The organism is Paenibacillus sp. 1A_MP2, from assembly GCF_052244825.1.
Taxonomy (GTDB): Bacteria; Bacillota; Bacilli; order Paenibacillales; family Paenibacillaceae; genus Paenibacillus; species Paenibacillus vandeheii.
Window position 1 is genome coordinate 1,276,609 of record NZ_JBQQCS010000001.1, and the last position, 17,329, is coordinate 1,293,937.

Below are 17,329 nucleotides of genomic sequence, written 5' to 3' on the forward strand. Positions count from 1 at the left end.
GGGTGAGAGATGAAACGGGACTCCTTCTGGAGTTCCCGTTTTTACTGTTTTTGGCGGATATTTTCCGGCACAGTCTTGATTTTTGACCAAAGTTGATTTACGATTTGATTGGTGAATTACAAGTGTGGACGGGTATCAGAAGGCGGAAGACCCATCAGCATGTCTGGGGGAATAAGGGTGGACAATTTGGAGAACAGGCTTGTTAAGCTGGTACTGAAGGGTGACCAGCGAGCCTTTGCAGAAATCGTTGAATTATACAAGGACAAGCTGTTTCATCTGGCATACCGGATGCTGAACAATCGTCATGAAGCCGAAGACGTTGTACAGGAGACGTTTTTGCGTGTGTTTCGCAATATGGAGAAGTATGATCCGAACCAGAAGTTCTCAACCTGGATTTACCGGATTGCAACCAATCTGTGTATTGACCGTTTACGACGGAAGAAGCCCTCTTACTCATTGGATGCAGAGCTGAATGATCAGGAAGGATCCGACGGTTATGCGATGCTTCCCAGTGATGATCGTACACCAGAGAGCGAAGCACTTTTGTCTGAGACACAGACACTTATCCGTGAAGCGATTGACAGTTTGCCGGCCAAGTATAAATCAGTCATGATTTTGAGATATTTACAGGACTTGTCGCTACAGGAAATCAGTGATGTGACAGGTATGCCCGTAACAACGATTAAGACTCGTGTTCATCGGGGTCGTGATTTTTTGCGTAAAAAACTGGAGTATAAGTTGTAAATGTAAAACGTCTTTATTTTGGGCGAAATTATTTGAAACATATCCGAAACGGATACGTATGTAATGTATGCAAGTCTTATGCGTGCTTTTTGGCAATGCAAGGACTAAGTGATCTAAGAAAGGATTGGCTCTCATATGGATTGCAACTCGGCCGTCTCTTTAATGCATGAATGTTTGGATGAGTCGTTGTCCCGGCCCAGAAGGTTGACCTGAAAAGTCACCTTGTGACCTGTCCGGATTGTCGCATGCGCTTTAAAGAGTTGGAACAGACGGAAATGCTACTCTTTGCCATGAAACACTATTCACCGTCTGCCTCGGATGAGCTGACCAATCGAATTATGAATGCTCTGCCCCAGCCCAAGAGACAGCAAGTATGGCTCAAATGGGTCAAAGGACATCCCGCGCTGACGGCGGCAGCCTTCTTTTTGGTCGTGATGCTCTTTAGCGCCTGGAATTTCTGGAATCAGAATAACGAAATGGTCGTTAAGGGAAATAATCTGGACCAGATCGTGATTGAAGGAAACACGGTTATTGTTCCGGAGGGTAAGTCCATTGCTGGCGATCTTACGATAGAGAATGGAACTGCCCAGGTGTACGGTGATGTAAATGGCAATCTGACGGTCATCGACGGACAGCTGTATCAGGCTTCAACGGCGCATATTTCCGGTCAGGTGAAAAGTATTGATCAGGCGCTGGACTGGTTCTGGTACAAAATAACCAATATGGTAAATGAAGTGGCATACCGCTAATATAGGGTGACTTCTTCAATGGTATATACCAAGCAGGGTACCTCCAGATTGCTGGGTACTCTTTTTTATCTTATGAACTTTGTAATTTATGGGATTTGTGTTGTTTCTGCGCAGTTTGTGACTCCCGTAACTTGCAACCTGAACGTTAACGTTATAACCTAGATACTAAAGAGAACATACTACTACATATAGATAAGCATTTTGCATAAATTCAAAGAGCGTCCTTCAATCAGCAAAATATAGATCGAAATGGTTCAATTCGTTTATATTTTGTGCCTGGGAGCGAGCTTGAATCGAATGATGCAAAAATGCGAGATAAGGATTATTTAAATCCTAATGGGTTAATATGAGATCAGGGTTTACTCATCAATGGGGATAGCGGGGGCTGGCTTATGAACTATTTTGCTGACTTAACGTGGAAAGAGTCCATTAAGGACGTTATCGATATATTGATCGTTACCTATATTATGTACAAACTGATTTTGCTCGTGCGAGGCACCCGTGCGGTTCAACTGCTAAAAGGTATATTGTTTCTTGTGGTGATCTGGGCACTAAGTACGTGGCTAAATCTCTATACGCTCAAATGGCTGATGAACCAGATGTTTACGTTTGGTGTCGTTGCGGTCTTTATTATCTTTCAGCCGGAGCTTCGCCGTGGTCTGGAGCAATTGGGCCGTGGCAAGCTGTTTGGACGCTCGGCAGCGGCAAGTGACGAAGAATTAACGGTGTTAATTGGTGAGATCATTAAGTCCGTCAATTATTTGTCACGGCGAAAAATTGGTGCATTGGTTGTATTCGAACGCGAAACCGGCCTGAACGATTACACGGAGTCCGGGATCCAGATGCAATCACTGGTTAGCTCGGAGCTGATGATTAACATTTTTATTCCGAATACACCGCTCCATGATGGAGCCGTCATTATACAGGGCAAACAGATTTCGGCGGCAGCCTGTTATTTGCCATTGTCCGAGAATCCGTTTATCAGCAAGGAGCTGGGAACGCGTCACCGTGCAGCGATCGGGATTACTGAGGTGGCAGACGCGATCTGTCTGGTTGTTTCAGAGGAGACGGGACAAGTGTCTCTTGCAATGAATGGACAGGTCGTCCGGGATATCAAGGAAGAATCGCTGATTGCCAAACTGTACGAAGAACTGCGTCCAACATCCAATCTAAGTAAAAAGAATGGTTGGACTACCTTCTGGAAACGGAAGGGGGGCGTAAAAATGGATAAATGGTTTAACAATAACAATTTTGCGAAGATTCTAGCCTTAGCGGTGAGTTTGTTGCTCTGGTTCATGATACATCTGGATGAAGTACCAACTACGCCGACAATCTCAACTGGGACGACCAATAAGGTTGTGGAGCGTACCGTGCCTATTCAGCCCTATGGGCTCGACAGCAACTCCTACGTCCTTACTTCATTAAGTACGGATGAAGTACGTCTGGAGATTAAAGGGCAGCGCTCGATGTTAACTTCAATTTTTACGAATGATGATTATAAAGTGCTAGTGGATCTGAGTCAGGTGAAAGATGGGTCCAACACGTTACCTTTAGTACCGGATCTGCCTTCCGGAGTTGAAGTGGTGAGCATGGAGCCTTCCATGGTTACAGTCAACGTGGAAAAACTGGGCACCAAATCTTTCGACGTGAATATTGTACCCGAAGGAGAACCTTCCGCCGGATACAGTGCTGGAACGCCTGTTGTTGAACCTTCGGGGCCAGTTAAGGTAACTCTGCCGGAAGGGCAGCTTGACGCCGTAGCGAAGGTTCAGGGCAGTGTGAGCGTGAAGGATGCGAAGGATGATGTGGTTCAGAAAAAGGTGAAGCTTCAGGCATTGGACGCCGAGGGCAAGGTCATTGAAAATGCGATTGTTACACCAGAGACCGTTGAAGTTCGGATTCCGGTCAGGCAGCCCTATACAACTGTACCCTTAAGAATCAAATATTCAGGACAACTGCCGGAGGGGCTGGTGCTCTCCACGGTTGAGCCAAGCGTGAAAGAAGTCTCGGTTTACGGTACAGAGGATGCTCTTGCGGGTATACAGTCCTACGACCAAGTAACCCTTGATCTTACACAGTTTGATGAGGCAGGAACATCGACAGTTAACGTGGACTTGACGCCGCCTTCCGGTTTTGAGAAAATCGAGCCTAGTTCGATTCAGCTTAAGGTGACGGTATCGCCTTTCGATGAGCTTCAGGAGACGACCAAAGTCTTTCCGAACGTACCCATTACGCTTACTGGCGCCGGGAACGGGCTGGAAGGGACATTGGTTACTCCCAAAAGCGGTGGCTTAAATATTACGCTTAAAGGTTCTTCAACGATGCTTGAAGGTCTAAGTAGCGATGATATTAAGTTGACTGCGGATCTTGCTGGACTTACGGTAGGCACGCATGAAATAAAGCTTGAGGCTGACTTGCCTCGTTTTGCCAAACTGGATGAATCATCAGTTGATCTGAGCGCTACCGTCAAGATTAGTGAAAAGGCTGATGATACGACGGTTGCTCCCGGCGAGGATCCGAAGGATGAAGGGACGATAGGGCCTGATCCTTCACCAGTCGAAGTTGAGAATGGGGATACCGAAACTGCTCCTGGAGAAGAAGAAACAGAATCGAATACGGACAATCAGGAGCAGAGCCCGCAGGGGAATACCAATCGAGGTAACTCTAATAACAGCGGCAGCAGCAATAGTGGCTCCAACCCGTAAAAGAAAATGTTCAGATCAAAATTTTAAAATAACGTTTATGCTCTTATATGATGCGAATAGAAGGAGTTAGATCATGGGGAAATATTTTGGTACAGACGGTGTAAGAGGTGTTGCCAATAAAGAGTTAACGGCGGAGCTGGCTTACAGCATCGGACGCTGTGGTGGTTATGTGCTTGCAGGTGGTGTGGAAAGACCAAAAGTGGTTATCGGTATGGATACCCGTATCTCGGGGCTGATGCTGGAATCCGCACTGGTTGCAGGTTTGCTATCCATTGGCGCCGATGTAATTCGTCTGGGCGTTGTATCCACTCCTGGAGTGGCGTATATTGCTCGTCTGCTGAAGGCCGATGCGGGGGTAATGATCTCGGCTTCCCACAATCCGGTTGAGGATAACGGAATCAAATTTTTTGGCGGAGATGGCTTCAAGCTGTCGGATGAGACGGAGAACCGGATCGAAGAACTGATGGATGCAGAAACGGATCAATTGCCGCGTCCTGTAGGTGGTGGTTTGGGAACCGTGACCGTGGATGAAGAATCCCGTTATCGTTATTTGGACTTTCTGAAAACAACTGTAAATGAGTCGTTCTCAGGACTCAAAATTGTTCTTGACTGCGCTAATGGAGCAGCTTATGAGCTGGCACCCAAATTGTTCAGAGAACTTGGTGCAGAAGTCATTGCTATTGGCGCTGAGCCTAACGGCCTGAATATCAATGAGCAATGCGGATCAACTCACCCGGAGAATTTGAAACAAGAGGTGCTGAAACATAAAGCGGATCTGGGTCTTGCTTTTGACGGGGATGCGGATCGTCTGATTGCTATTGATGAGACAGGTGCTGAGGTTGATGGTGACTTTATTCTGTGCATCTGTGGTGATGCGATGAATCGTGCAGGCAAGCTGAAAGACAGTACCGTGGTATCTACTGTAATGAGTAACATCGGATTCTACAAAGCAACGGAGAAACTGGCACTGAAAACAGCAAAGACTGCCGTAGGTGACCGTTATGTGATGGAAGAAATGCGCCGTGGGGGTTACAACCTGGGTGGAGAGCAGTCCGGTCATGTTATTTTCCTGGATTACAATACAACAGGCGATGGCATGCTGACAGCGATTCAGCTAGTGGATACCTTGAAAGCTTCCGGTAAAAAGCTGAGTGAACTTAAGGCGCTGATGACCCAGTACCCACAAGTATTGGTGAACGTGCGTGTTGAAGATAAGAGCAAATACGAGGGCAATTCTGCCATTGAGCAAGCGATTGCTACAGTAGAGCAACAGCTGGGCGATAATGGACGCGTACTTGTTCGTGCTTCCGGGACTGAATCCCTGATCCGTGTTATGGCGGAAGGACCAGATAAGAATGAACTTGAACAATTCGTGTCTCAAATTGCAGATGTAGTGCAAAAAGAACTGGTATAGAACCTGATCGATAGGTTTTACAGACACAGTTGCATGAAGGGAATCACTGTCACATAAGGCTTAATCTAACAGGGTTTATTCTATATAAACCCATATTCCTACGTCCCGGCCTAGTGAGACCATGGGTCTGTTTATCGGGTCGGGATTGTGGGTAAATATGCCGAAATTGTCACAGGTACTTTGCTCCATTGCAAAATGAACCTGACGTGCATATAATGAGTGGAGTCGTCATTCAGACACAGAAAGTGAGGATCGTAAGGTACTAGTTACACAAGCGCCAGAGCTTGAAGTTGCGCGGGAAGGATTTTGATCGGTACGAATCTTGAAGCATAAGAGACTACTGAGCAGGATCGACGGCAATCAAGCTGACGAGGTGGAGGTGTTCGGATTGTTCGGCGGGGACCTCCCGGTGATGCACCAGAGCCGTAAACCGGATTGCGGAAAATGGATAGGTGACTGTTCACACAACGCGCCGGTAGGTGCAGAATCAACTAAAATTAAAATGAATGTGCGCGAAGAGCGTGAACAGTGCGCGGACGGGAAAATGATGTACATTCATGATTGCATCTAATAACAGCTTATGACTGCGGAGCGGCAAGAGGCTGCTCTGATCATTGATAATTGAATAGTTGAAAAGTATTCATGATACGTTAGGCAATCATTTTCATTTTTCTGATATGCCGTGCCAGCCTGTTTCTCTTCGTGACACAGTATTCATATACAATCGGAGGAACTAAACTATGTGCGGTATTGTTGGATATATTGGTAATAAGAACACTCAATCGGTATTGATCGAAGGATTGAAAAAGCTTGAGTATCGTGGTTATGACTCTGCAGGTATTGCGGTATTTACGCCGGAAGGTCTGCAAATTTCCAAAGCTCTGGGACGTCTTGCGAACCTTGAAGCCAAATTGGAGGGTGCTCCGCTGGTAGGTAATGCCGGAATCGGACACACTCGCTGGGCTACTCATGGTAAGCCATCAGATGAGAACTCCCATCCCCACACGGATGAGAGCCAGAAGTTCTCTGTTGTTCATAACGGAATTATCGAGAACTATCTGGATCTGAAAGACGAACTGATTGCTCAAGGCCATACTTTCACATCCGAGACAGATACTGAAGTTATCTCTCACCTGATTGCACGTGAATACGATGGAGATATCGTTAAAGCTGTGCAAAAAGTGATCACATTGATGCGCGGAGCGTTCGCGCTGGGTGTTCTGACAGAGTATGAGCCTGAGAAACTCGTAGCTGTGCGTCAAGCAAGCCCACTGATTATTGGTATTGGTGAAGGCGAGAACTTTATCGGTTCCGATATCCCGGCAATTCTGGAGCATACACGCAATGTGTACATTCTGAATGACGGTGAAATGGCTGTTTTGACACATGATGCTGTCGAATTGATGACGATTGAAGGCAACTTTATTTCTCGGGAAATGATTCATGTCGATTGGGATGCTGTGACCGCAGAAAAAGGCGGATTTGAGCACTTCATGCTGAAAGAAATTCATGAGCAACCAAAAGCATATCGTGATACAATGCTGGGTCGCATCGACAATGAAGGCAAAAAAGTTCAACTTCCTGAGTTGAAAATGACAGAAGAGCAAATTAAAAATATTCGTAACGTTCAAATCATCGCTTGTGGTACGGCGTACCATGCAGGTCTGGTTGGACGTACTGTAATTGAGCAATTGGTGCGTATTCCGGTAGAAACAGATGTTGCTTCTGAATACCGCTATCGTTCCCCGATCGTGAGCAAAGATACACTTGTAATCGTAGTGAGCCAATCCGGTGAGACAGCAGATACCCTTGCTGCACTGCGTGAAGCACAGTCTAATGGTGCGCATGTACTCGCCATCACAAACGTTGTGGGCAGCTCCATTGCACGTGATGCAGACGATGTAATCGCAACGCTGGCAGGACCGGAAATTGCGGTAGCCTCCACCAAAGCGTATACTTCGCAATTGATCGCGTTCAACCTGCTGGGTCTGTACCTTGCGCAAGTTCGTGGAACACAAACAGCAGAAGAAATTGCGCACACGCTGGCAGCAATGCAAGCTCTGCCTGAGCAAGTGGAATCCATGCTGGAGCAAGCGGAAGCCATTAAAGGATATGCAGAACAAATCTCCAAACATGAACATCTCTTCTTCATCGGCCGTGGTCTGGACTATGCAGTAGCACAAGAAGGTTCGTTGAAGTTGAAAGAGATCTCTTATATTCACTCCGAAGCGTATGCTGCGGGTGAGTTGAAACATGGTACGCTCGCATTGATCGAGGACGGTATCCCTGTCATTGCTCTGGCAACACAGGAGAACGTTCTGGAGAAAACCGTGAGCAACATCAAAGAAGTGAAAGCACGTGGCGCAGACGTACTGGCAATTACGTACGAAGAGCACGTAGCACCATTGCTGAAATCCGTTGACCAAGCGTTTGCTATTCCTAAGACGCTGCCACTGCTTAGCCCGGCTCTGTCTGTTGTAGCATTGCAATTGCTTGCTTACTACGCTTCCCTGGCCCTTGGTCACGATGTGGATAAACCCCGTAACCTGGCGAAAAGTGTAACGGTTGAGTAAGGGATTATTCTTTAAGTTTAATGTTGTAAGTTTAAAATAAAGTCGCGACGTTTGTAAAAAAGATGCGATGTTTAAAACAAAGTCGCGATGTTTATAAAAAAGTTGCGAAGTTTTACCCCTTTGGATATGATTGTCTAAAGGGGTGTTTTTGTGGCGAAAAGAAAAAGAACATCTAAAGTCGATAAGTGGATTAAAGAAGGTAGAGGAACTGGAAGTGGGGCAGATTATCAACCATGGCTAAAAATTCAAGATGTTTCCTCATTAGGTCGGTCAACGAGGTTAAAAGGTATAAAAGCCGGCAGACAATATGAGTTTTTATCGGATTTGGAACGAAATTACTTTTATTTGACTGAATTTTCCGATGTTGTCTTAGATATTCGTGAACAATTTCCTTTATTACCACAAGAAGAGACGATTGTCATTGCGGAAGAGCTTGGAATTAAACACCCAACTGATCCAAAAACAGGCGATCCAATTGTTATGACAACGGACTTTTTATTAACAGTTGATAAGGGTCAAGGTGTATTTGAAGTCGCTCATACTATCAAAATGAAAGATAAGTTACTAGAAGAGCGTGTGTTAGAGAAATTCGAAATTGAACGGGAATACTGGGAGCGTAAAGGTACTAGTTGGGGTATTGTAACAGAAGAAGAAATCGATAAGACTATGGCTAGAAATATTAGTTATATCCATGATTACTTTGATATTCGTAGCTATGATGTATATCGAGAAATGGCTAACCAACATATAGAAGATTTATCAATGTCTCTTATGAATCGTCTATTGAATAATTCGCAAAGTATCCGGGAAATTACTAGTGAGTTTGATGCAGATACACACTTGCCTTTTGGAAGTGGTGTTACGTTGTTTTATCATCTGCTAGCTAAAAAAATAATGGTTACAGATATGTACAAGCCAATTGATTTAGAGCAACCAATTGATGTTAAGTATATTGATGAAAGTAAATTGGAGAAGGTGAAGTACGGATGATTTATATTAATCAGGTATTTCAATATGTAACAGATTCAAAAAGAATTCGGGTAATAGATATGGAAGAACCGCATGTCTATATAGTTAATATTGACACCAACAGTGCTATGCCACGCAAAGAGCTATACTCTAGTCTAACCACAGATATCAAGCAAGGTGAACTGTTAGCGATTAGTGATCCTTATGCAAAGGTGATTTCCGAAGATGATTTAACAGAGGTGCAGATTCGTAAGCGTGAAGAAGATTGGGGAGATATACAAAAATACTGTGTCCCCAATATGCCAGATTTGCTCCAAAAGCAAGGAAGAGAAAGCAAGATTCGTGAAATCGTTCAAGAGAGCAACTTAGGCAAGACAAAGGTTAAAAAGCTACTAACTCGATATTGGCAGCGTGGCATGACCAAAAACGCCATGTTACCTGACTACTCTAATTCAGGTGGTAAAGGTAAAACGAAAGCTTTAACGAAAGAAAAAGTTGGTCGTCCTAGAAGAGTAAATATAAATAATGAATATCAAATCGGTATTAACATTACAGAAGAAGTAAAGGTCCAAATTGAACACGTTATCAATAAGTACTACAGGAAAAAGAATAAATACTCTTTAAAAGATGTTTATAATTTTATGCTACGTGACTTCTATTCTAATCGCTATAAGGAAAACGGTGAGCTGAAATACCGTATTTGGGATGCTACCCGAACCCCCTCATATCATCAGTTTTACTATTGGTTTAAAAAGCTTGAAGATCCGAAAAAGATATTCAATTTCGTAAAAGTACGAAAGAGTATGAGTTGAAGCATCGCCCGATTTTAAGTAATTCTAAATTGGAAACAAATGGTCCTGGAACTAGATTTCAGATTGATGCAACTATTGCGGATATTTATTTAGTTAGTTCGCTTGATGTAAATAAAGTAATTGGACGACCAGTTATTTATGCGGTATTAGATGTGTATTCACGTATTATCACAGGTCTCTACGTTGGACTAGAAGGTCCATCATGGGTTGGTGCAATGATGGCTTTAGATAATATGGTTGCAGACAAAGTAGAATTTTGTAAGCAATATGGAATTGATATAACTCCTGAGCAATGGCCAACACATCATTTGCCTGAAATAATTATTGCTGACCGAGGTGAGTTTGAAGGTTATTCGGTAGACAACTTAATTAATAATCTTAATATTAAAATTGAGAATACTACGGCTTACCGTGGAGATTTGAAAGGGATTGTTGAAAGAAAGTTCCGTACGTTTAACGGAAAGGTAAAGCAAAAGGCACCTGGAGCAATTCAAAAGGAATTTCGAGAGCGTGGTGATCAGGATTATCGCTTAAATGCTACGCTGAATTTAAAGGAATTTACGTCTCTTATTATCACAATGGCGCTGCATCACAACCAAAAAGTCATTGAAAAATACCCTGTTGAAAAAGAAATGGTTGCTGAAGAATTAGTACCAACGCCAATTAATTTATGGAATTGGGGCATTCAAAATCGCAAAGGAAGGCTAAGAACAATTGATAGAAATATTCTTCGCTTGAACGTGCTACCACGAGGAAAGGCGACAATTTCAAGGGCTGGCATCAAGTTTAAAAATCTCTTATATGGTTCTCAAAGAGCGATTGAAGAAGATTGGTATTTGAAGTTGAAAAATAGAAGTGTAGAAATTGTTTATGACCCCCGACACGTTGAAAAAATCTATATTCCACACGATGACGGAATGGACTTTGAGACGTGTGTTTTGTTAGAACCAAGTCAGCAATATAAAGAAGATTTCTTAGAAGAAATTGTATTCCAACAGCAACTCCGGAATGAACTAGAGGAAATAGAACGTACAAATCAAATTCAACACACCGTAAATACTGATGCAGCAATGGAAGAAATTATTAAAAAAGCTGTGAGGAACAAAAAACAATCTTATAACCAACCAACGAGTAAGAAAGCCAAAATAGCTTCTATTCGTGACAACAAGGATGTTGAAAAACAATTAAATCGTGAATCTGAAAAATTTGATTTATCGCCTAATAAAGTTAGTGAATCAGCTGAAGTAATCAACTTCGCTACAAAGAGAAAGTCGATGAGACACCACCGAAGAAATTACCCTCACGCCTAATGCAAAAACTAAAGAAGAAACGAGATGAGGAATTTGGGAAAAACAAATGACATGGTTGTCTTAAAAGGGGAGTTTAAGAAAGGCGTCTATAAGGAACAACCTTTAAGTGAATATACCAATAATCCTTTCATCGAAGCCCTTCCACCGATTTTTAGTGAGGATGATGTGCTAGAAAGATTTATGGTGACTCCCCGAATTAGCGAGCAAGATAAATTAAGTGCAACGAATATTCGTTATCACGTATTAAAACGTGTAAGGAACTTTATACAGCCGTTGCCGATTCACTTTGAGGTTGAGCGTCGGTTATCCACCCTGATTCGGCGAGGTTATTTAGCACGAAATCCATTAGACATAACATTTTTAGAGCGTGTTCGAGTGTTGCATGAATTACGTGAAGAGGAAGAGCTTGCACATAAGCATATCAAGGACCGTTTAAATTATATTCGCTCTACAGCAGATAGTTTATCAATTATAGGTATCTCTGGTATAGGCAAAACCACGGCAATTGAACGCTTGCTGCTCATGTATCCGCAAGTGATTAAGCATGAAACTTATGAAGGACAATCTTTCAATCGTACACAAATTGTTTGGCTTAAAATCGATTGTCCATATGATGGTAGTTTGTCAACGCTTTGTAAAAGTTTCTTTAAGGCAATTGATGATTTACTAGGTACGAGATATTTAGAAAAATACGGTTATTTGAATCGAGTCACATCGACAATGTTGTTGCACATGACCTCACTGGCGAGTATGTATGGCATTGGTGTTTTAGTCATTGATGAAATACAACACTTACTGCATTCAAAAAATGATCAGGAAGAAATGCTGAATTTTTTTGTAACACTGTCTAATACAGTTGGTATTCCCACGGTCTTAATTGGCACTTCTAAGGCACAAAAGCTATTTAAGGGGAACTTCAGGCAGGCTAGACGGGCTGCAAGTGATGGAGCTATTATTTGGGATCGTATGGCGGAGGATAGTGAAGAATGGGAGTTCTTCCTTGAAACGCTTTGGGAATTACAGTGCTTAAAATCCTATTCCGAGCTTACAGAGAATACGAAAAAGGCATTTTACTATGAGTGCCAAGGAATTACTGCTGTCGCTGTCAATTTGTTTATTCTAGCACAAGAACGAGCTTTATTCGATGAAAATAACCCGAATGAAATAATTACTCCACAAGTATTAAAAAAGACTGCTAAAGAAGATATGCAAACGATTCAACCAATGATGACAGCGATTCGGACGAACAATTTAGCTGACATGATGAAATATGAAGATATCATGATCAATCTGGATGAAGTCATGCTGAATCATAAGCGAAACACAGAAATAGCAGGACGTATTCAGGAGGCGTTTAAAGAGCGCAAAAATACAATCGAGTATAAACGACAAGACACGATTGAAAACTTAAGTGTTGAAGTAGCAGCCCTGGGTATTTTTGATAGTTTGAAAGATAAAGACATTAAAAAAATCGTACAAAAAATTGTTGGGGAAAATCCATTTGATATAGACTTTCATCAACTAAAATCAGATGTAATTCAGCAGGCGATTAACTTAAATCAACAAAAGAAAGATAATAAAGCAAAGGAAAATATGAAAAAGGCAGAGGTTCTCCCATTACTTAAGCTAAGAAAGCGAGCATTAGACAAAAAACAACATCCTCATGAACTATTGAAAGCAAATGGGTACATTAAAAATCCTTTGGAAGAATTCTATTAGGAGGTAATTCAATGCTGCCATTCTTTACGGATCCATATCCAAATGAGTTGATTTATTCGGCGATTGCACGTTATCACTTTTACAGTGGAAATATTGATTACAAAGATACGTTGGAAGAGGTATTTCAAAGTCGCTCTGTGATTCCGAGTGTAGAGATTGGCAGCCATTTTCATGCCTTGGTCCAACAGATGGGAAATCATTATTCGGTAGAGAAGTTGTTAGCGAAACATACCATTTACCCGTTTTATGCCCCGTTCCTTTCCAAACAACGACAGCAAGAGATTATGCAGGACGTCCAAGGTGATGGCAAAGGTCTTTACACAAGGCTAGGTATGGTTTCAGGAGGTATTTGCAAAAAAGATGGATTATACTATTGTTCACAATGCGCCCAGGCTGATATTGATAAATATGGTGAACCATACATACATCGGGAACACCAATTGCAAGGTATAAATTTGTGCGCACATCACGATTTACAACTGAAGAAATATCCAGATGATTTCACCGAACAAAGTAGAATCAAATTTATTCGGTTTGAGGCAAAAAGAATGGATTTTTCAATTTTAGAGGAAGTTAAGTCCCTTGATAATACTGATATTCAAGTAAAGTTAGCAAAAATGGCATATCGACTATTAAATATTGATATAAATGCAATTTCACGCAAGGATATTTTTAAAAGGTATCGATTGCTTCTTAGAGAAAAGAATTTAATTACTACGGCAAATCGAATAAGGCAAAATGAGTTATTTGATACATTCCAAGCAAGGTTTCCAATAGGGTTCTTAGAAAAGTATGATTCAGGGTTAAAACAGGAAAATGAGTACAATTGGTTAAAGGTATTAACTCGTAATGAGGAACGTCATGTACATCCTTTTCGCCATTTGTTGTTTCTATACTTTTTAGAAAAAGATGTAGAGAAGCTTTTGCATGTTGGAGATGATGCAGGTTCATTTGGTACAGGTCCATGGCCATGCTTAAATAAGGCTGCTGATCATTATAAGCAACTGGTAATCAAAAATGTAACGATTACTAGAGATTTTAAATCAATTTCTCCTATTGGGACGTTTAAGTGTTCTTGTGGCTTTATTTATGCCAGAAAGGGTCCTGATAAATCGAACGAAGATATATATCGCATTGGTCGTGTAAAAGCATTGGGAGATACTTGGAAAGCAAAATTAAAAGCTTTAGCAAACGGAGAGGGTCTAAGCATAAGGGCCAAAGCCGAAATACTCGGGGTTGATTCTAAGACAGTGAAAAAATATTCATCTATGGACGGGCAAAACAAAAAGGCCAAAAGTAAAAAAACTTCTCCATTGTTACTACGATACCGTGAGCAACTACTTAAAGGAATAAAGCAATATCCTAATGAATCAAGAACTCAAATTAGAGGACGCTTTCAAAGGGAATATACCTACTTGTATCGCCATGATAAGGAATGGCTATTTAAACAGTTGCCTAGAATTCGGACAATGGGGAAACCAAAAGCAATTGTGGATTGGGAAGCCCGTGATCTTGAATATTTATCAAAGGTGAAAGAGCTTTACAAAGAACTTATTATGCTAAATAAGCCTGTTCGAATTACTATTTCGATTGTTGGAAAACGTCTTGGAATATTATCGAACTTAGAGAAGCATCTTCATAGGCTGCCACAAACTAAACAGTTTCTTGATGAAATCACAGAAACGGCACAGCAATTCCAAATCCGACGATGTTGTAAAATTATAGACCAAATGTTGCAGAAACAAGAACCTGTTAGTTTATGGAAAGTGCAACGAATTGGTGCTGTGAAATCACATCATTTTCGTCAAATAAGACCACATATAGGGTCATATATACAAATGAAACAGGAAGTGGACGATTATGAGCGCACAACAAGTTAAAATTAAATGGCCATTTGGAAAAGACGAAAAGGTAAAGCTAATATGGATTGGAGATCCTTTTCGGTATGACAATAAAATAATGCTGCATGCGTATTTTCGGGCAAGGGGAGTCACAATGAAAATACTATTGGACTGGGGTACGTTGCCTTGCTTGGCTATCCAACATTATTATAGCGATGGAGTAATTACCACTAGTCAGCCACCGCAGGGTGCCAAGGAGGTAGATATTACAATTTATCCTAATAGAGTGCATTACTATGAGAAGCCATGGAAAATCCAAGGAAGCTATGACCCTGCAACCTCACGCAGTTTCATATTTTCCTTTGATAGCAAGCAAGTCATTCTGCCATTCATTGAAGTGTTACGTAGTATATTAGCACCGAACGGCTTTCTTTTATATCGCTTGCTTGAATCAAATTCATTTCCTCAATTTTTCACAGAAACATATGAAACAAATAGGATTCATCTTAGCTTTTCATCACTGTATGAATTAAAATACACCAAAACAACTTTCATTTATCAATTGGTTTGGCTATTAACGAATCGTGATTTACGTCAGGTCTATGAAAGCATCGCCTTTACATGGTTGCAAGAACAGTCATTGAAATTCGAATGGAACTTTACACAGCCAATTATTGTCACTGCACGTGTAAAAGAGGACAATAATACATGGACTGTACTACAAATTGTAAATGTAAAAAATAAGCATATTCCTTATGAAAATATCTCGATTTCACATCCGGAAATACAACATTCAGAGAAGTCAAAAGAAGCGAAGAAATATACATATCGTTCCCTAAACAAAAACGATGATGAAGAAGGCTTTACATTAGACGAGCAAGTAGATGGATCCACGGAGGATTTTGATTTAGTACAGATGAATCAGTTGAAACATGAATATACATCGGTGCCAATAGTCAAACGAATAAAACGAGGTTCATCCAAGCAACGTTTGGAAGAGGACGAAAATACAAAGAGGTACTATGGAGAGAATAATTCTATTCATTCTACAGCAGATAGTGGCGGACAGCAATTGGCAAGGGGTTTAGAACATCAAATGCTACATGAGATTAAAGCCCAAGGGGAGCTACAGGAATTTATTAATGTCTTGAAAGTATTGGAACAGTATCCAGAGATAAAAGCAATTAGAGCATTTACCGATGTATTACCAGAGGTCCTAGGAGAACGAAAATTTACAAAGCTAAGCGATGGTATTGCAAAGAGACGTTATGTAATTGCTGAAGTATATGTGGTACATGGCAGTCGATTCAATATTATTGAGGTAGAACGCGAAACCCGTTCTTTATCTACTCTTATTTTATATTCTCCCTCAAAACAAGACTGGAGTACGATTTATCATAATCTGCTTATAAATCTTGTAAATGCTAGCGGAGCATGGTCCAGAAAATCTTTAAAAACTATTGAAACTAGAGGAATAAAAATTGTTAAATGCAAACATAGCCGTAAAGGAATAAGACATAGATCAAATATGTTGTTAAACAAATTAATGTAACAATTCGATTATATTCATAAGCAGAGTTGTTTAACCGAGGACACTTTTGACTAGACAGAATTAGAGATGTAAGAATTAAATATAACGAGGGGGAGCTTAAATGTCTAAGGCATTAAGAGAGTTTAAGCAATTTATAAAGAAAAATGTTGATGATTTATCTAATTATGAGATAAAGCTGGCGAAGAGAGCGTGAAGAGGCAACGAAGTCTTTACAGAAGTATAAAGATCAAATTTCTTTAAAGGACCTGTATACAGCTATTTTACAAAATGAAGATAAATTTCAAAATATCTGCCCTGCATGTGAATCAGAATTGTATATAGATGGTGAACTCGCTGTTCCTTTAAATCCTTTTGATAAGCAGTATTTTTAAATGCAACAATCGGGCCATTTAGGGTAATACCAGCGTCCATGCAATCAGGGAAAAAGTAAACTATGAAATGACAGAAAGTATTATACACAGTATTTATACACTATTATTTTAACCCCGTCCCTACTCAGAACGGGGTTATGTATGTTTGCAATTTGAACATTAAATAACTTTATTGTCTTTCAACAGCTTAACGTTGTAAATATGCGTTTATCTTAACCATTCAAAACGAGTGACTTTACAGTATTCAATGTAAAGTTATTCGTTTTTTTATTTCTTTAAAAACTATATAACCATACTAATTTTTATAGTATTTATAGTAAATAAAGAAAGGCTGAATATTACATCCCAAATGAGTCAGCTACTCGAATTAGAGTAGAATCCTACTTACAATGAGAGTGCTGAGGTATACGCCATCGAAGCCAGGCTTTATATTGAGCAGCGGACATGATAGCCTCGTTTGGCAGAGCCAGCTGCATTAAGCTGGTTCTCTGGCGCAAGTTTCATGGCCGCAGAGGCTCGATGTCAAGCCATCTGAACGTAACCGATAGCCCCAGTGGATTAAATATCCGC

9 protein-coding genes and 3 pseudogenes are annotated in these 17,329 nt (G+C 41.1%); all 12 read left to right on the forward strand.

The window, feature by feature from the left end:
• Positions 1-177: 177 nt before the first annotated feature.
• The 12 genes and pseudogenes from sigW to ACTWJ7_RS06450 all read left to right on the forward strand — a co-directional run bounded on the left by sigW (position 178) and on the right by ACTWJ7_RS06450 (position 16,388).
• Entirely contained in the window at positions 178-744 is a 567-nt protein-coding gene (gene sigW, locus ACTWJ7_RS06395; protein WP_017692117.1) for an RNA polymerase sigma factor SigW, read from the forward strand.
• A gap of 135 nt (positions 745-879) precedes the next feature.
• Positions 880-1,493, forward strand: a pseudogene (locus ACTWJ7_RS06400) (zf-HC2 domain-containing protein).
• A gap of 392 nt (positions 1,494-1,885) precedes the next feature.
• Positions 1,886-2,710 (forward strand): annotated as a pseudogene (cdaA, locus tag ACTWJ7_RS06405) (diadenylate cyclase CdaA); the annotation flags it as partial.
• Positions 2,711-2,788: 78 nt separating this feature from the next.
• The gene (locus tag ACTWJ7_RS06410) at positions 2,789-4,198 is read left to right on the forward strand and encodes a CdaR family protein (protein WP_443146345.1); all 1,410 of its coding nucleotides are present in this window, start codon (positions 2,789-2,791) and stop codon (positions 4,196-4,198) included.
• Between the two features lie 73 nt (positions 4,199-4,271).
• The gene (gene glmM, locus ACTWJ7_RS06415; RefSeq protein ID WP_301879951.1) at positions 4,272-5,612 is read left to right on the forward strand and encodes a phosphoglucosamine mutase; all 1,341 of its coding nucleotides are present in this window, start codon (positions 4,272-4,274) and stop codon (positions 5,610-5,612) included.
• A gap of 322 nt (positions 5,613-5,934) precedes the next feature.
• Entirely contained in the window at positions 5,935-6,183 is a 249-nt protein-coding gene (locus tag ACTWJ7_RS06420) for a hypothetical protein (RefSeq protein ID WP_301879949.1), read from the forward strand.
• 169 nt (positions 6,184-6,352) lie between these two features.
• Positions 6,353-8,185, forward strand: coding sequence for a glutamine--fructose-6-phosphate transaminase (isomerizing) (glmS, locus tag ACTWJ7_RS06425; RefSeq protein ID WP_301879947.1), 1,833 nt, complete (start codon positions 6,353-6,355; stop codon positions 8,183-8,185).
• 150 nt (positions 8,186-8,335) lie between these two features.
• Positions 8,336-9,175, forward strand: a complete 840-nt coding sequence (locus ACTWJ7_RS06430) for a heteromeric transposase endonuclease subunit TnsA (protein WP_053522644.1) — start codon at positions 8,336-8,338, stop codon at positions 9,173-9,175.
• Positions 9,172-11,326 (forward strand): annotated as a pseudogene (locus tag ACTWJ7_RS06435) (Mu transposase C-terminal domain-containing protein). The gene ACTWJ7_RS06430 and the pseudogene ACTWJ7_RS06435 overlap by 4 nt, the downstream one beginning before the upstream one ends.
• Positions 11,301-12,995, forward strand: a complete 1,695-nt coding sequence (locus tag ACTWJ7_RS06440) for an ATP-binding protein (RefSeq protein WP_443145199.1) — start codon at positions 11,301-11,303, stop codon at positions 12,993-12,995. Before ACTWJ7_RS06435 ends, ACTWJ7_RS06440 begins: the two are co-directional and overlap by 26 nt.
• Before the next feature lie 11 nt (positions 12,996-13,006).
• The gene (locus ACTWJ7_RS06445; protein WP_443145200.1) at positions 13,007-14,875 is read left to right on the forward strand and encodes a TnsD family transposase; all 1,869 of its coding nucleotides are present in this window, start codon (positions 13,007-13,009) and stop codon (positions 14,873-14,875) included.
• Positions 14,856-16,388 carry a Tn7-like element transposition protein TnsE gene (locus ACTWJ7_RS06450; RefSeq protein ID WP_443145201.1) on the forward strand — a complete coding sequence of 511 codons (1,533 nt, stop codon included), beginning with the start codon at positions 14,856-14,858 and terminating at the stop codon, positions 16,386-16,388. Before ACTWJ7_RS06445 ends, ACTWJ7_RS06450 begins: the two co-directional genes overlap by 20 nt.
• Positions 16,389-17,329 lie beyond the last annotated feature (941 nt).

Excerpts from the sequence above, each read along its gene's own strand:
- ACTWJ7_RS06410 (WP_443146345.1), top strand. The coding sequence starts at position 2,789 with ATGATACATCTGGATGAAGTACCAACTACGCCGACAATCTCAACTGGG.
- glmM (WP_301879951.1), top strand. The coding sequence starts at position 4,272 with ATGGGGAAATATTTTGGTACAGACGGTGTAAGAGGTGTTGCCAATAAA.
- glmS (WP_301879947.1), top strand. The coding sequence starts at position 6,353 with ATGTGCGGTATTGTTGGATATATTGGTAATAAGAACACTCAATCGGTA.
- ACTWJ7_RS06440 (WP_443145199.1), top strand. The coding sequence starts at position 11,301 with ATGAGGAATTTGGGAAAAACAAATGACATGGTTGTCTTAAAAGGGGAG.
- ACTWJ7_RS06445 (WP_443145200.1), top strand. The coding sequence starts at position 13,007 with ATGCTGCCATTCTTTACGGATCCATATCCAAATGAGTTGATTTATTCG.
- ACTWJ7_RS06450 (WP_443145201.1), top strand. The coding sequence starts at position 14,856 with ATGAGCGCACAACAAGTTAAAATTAAATGGCCATTTGGAAAAGACGAA.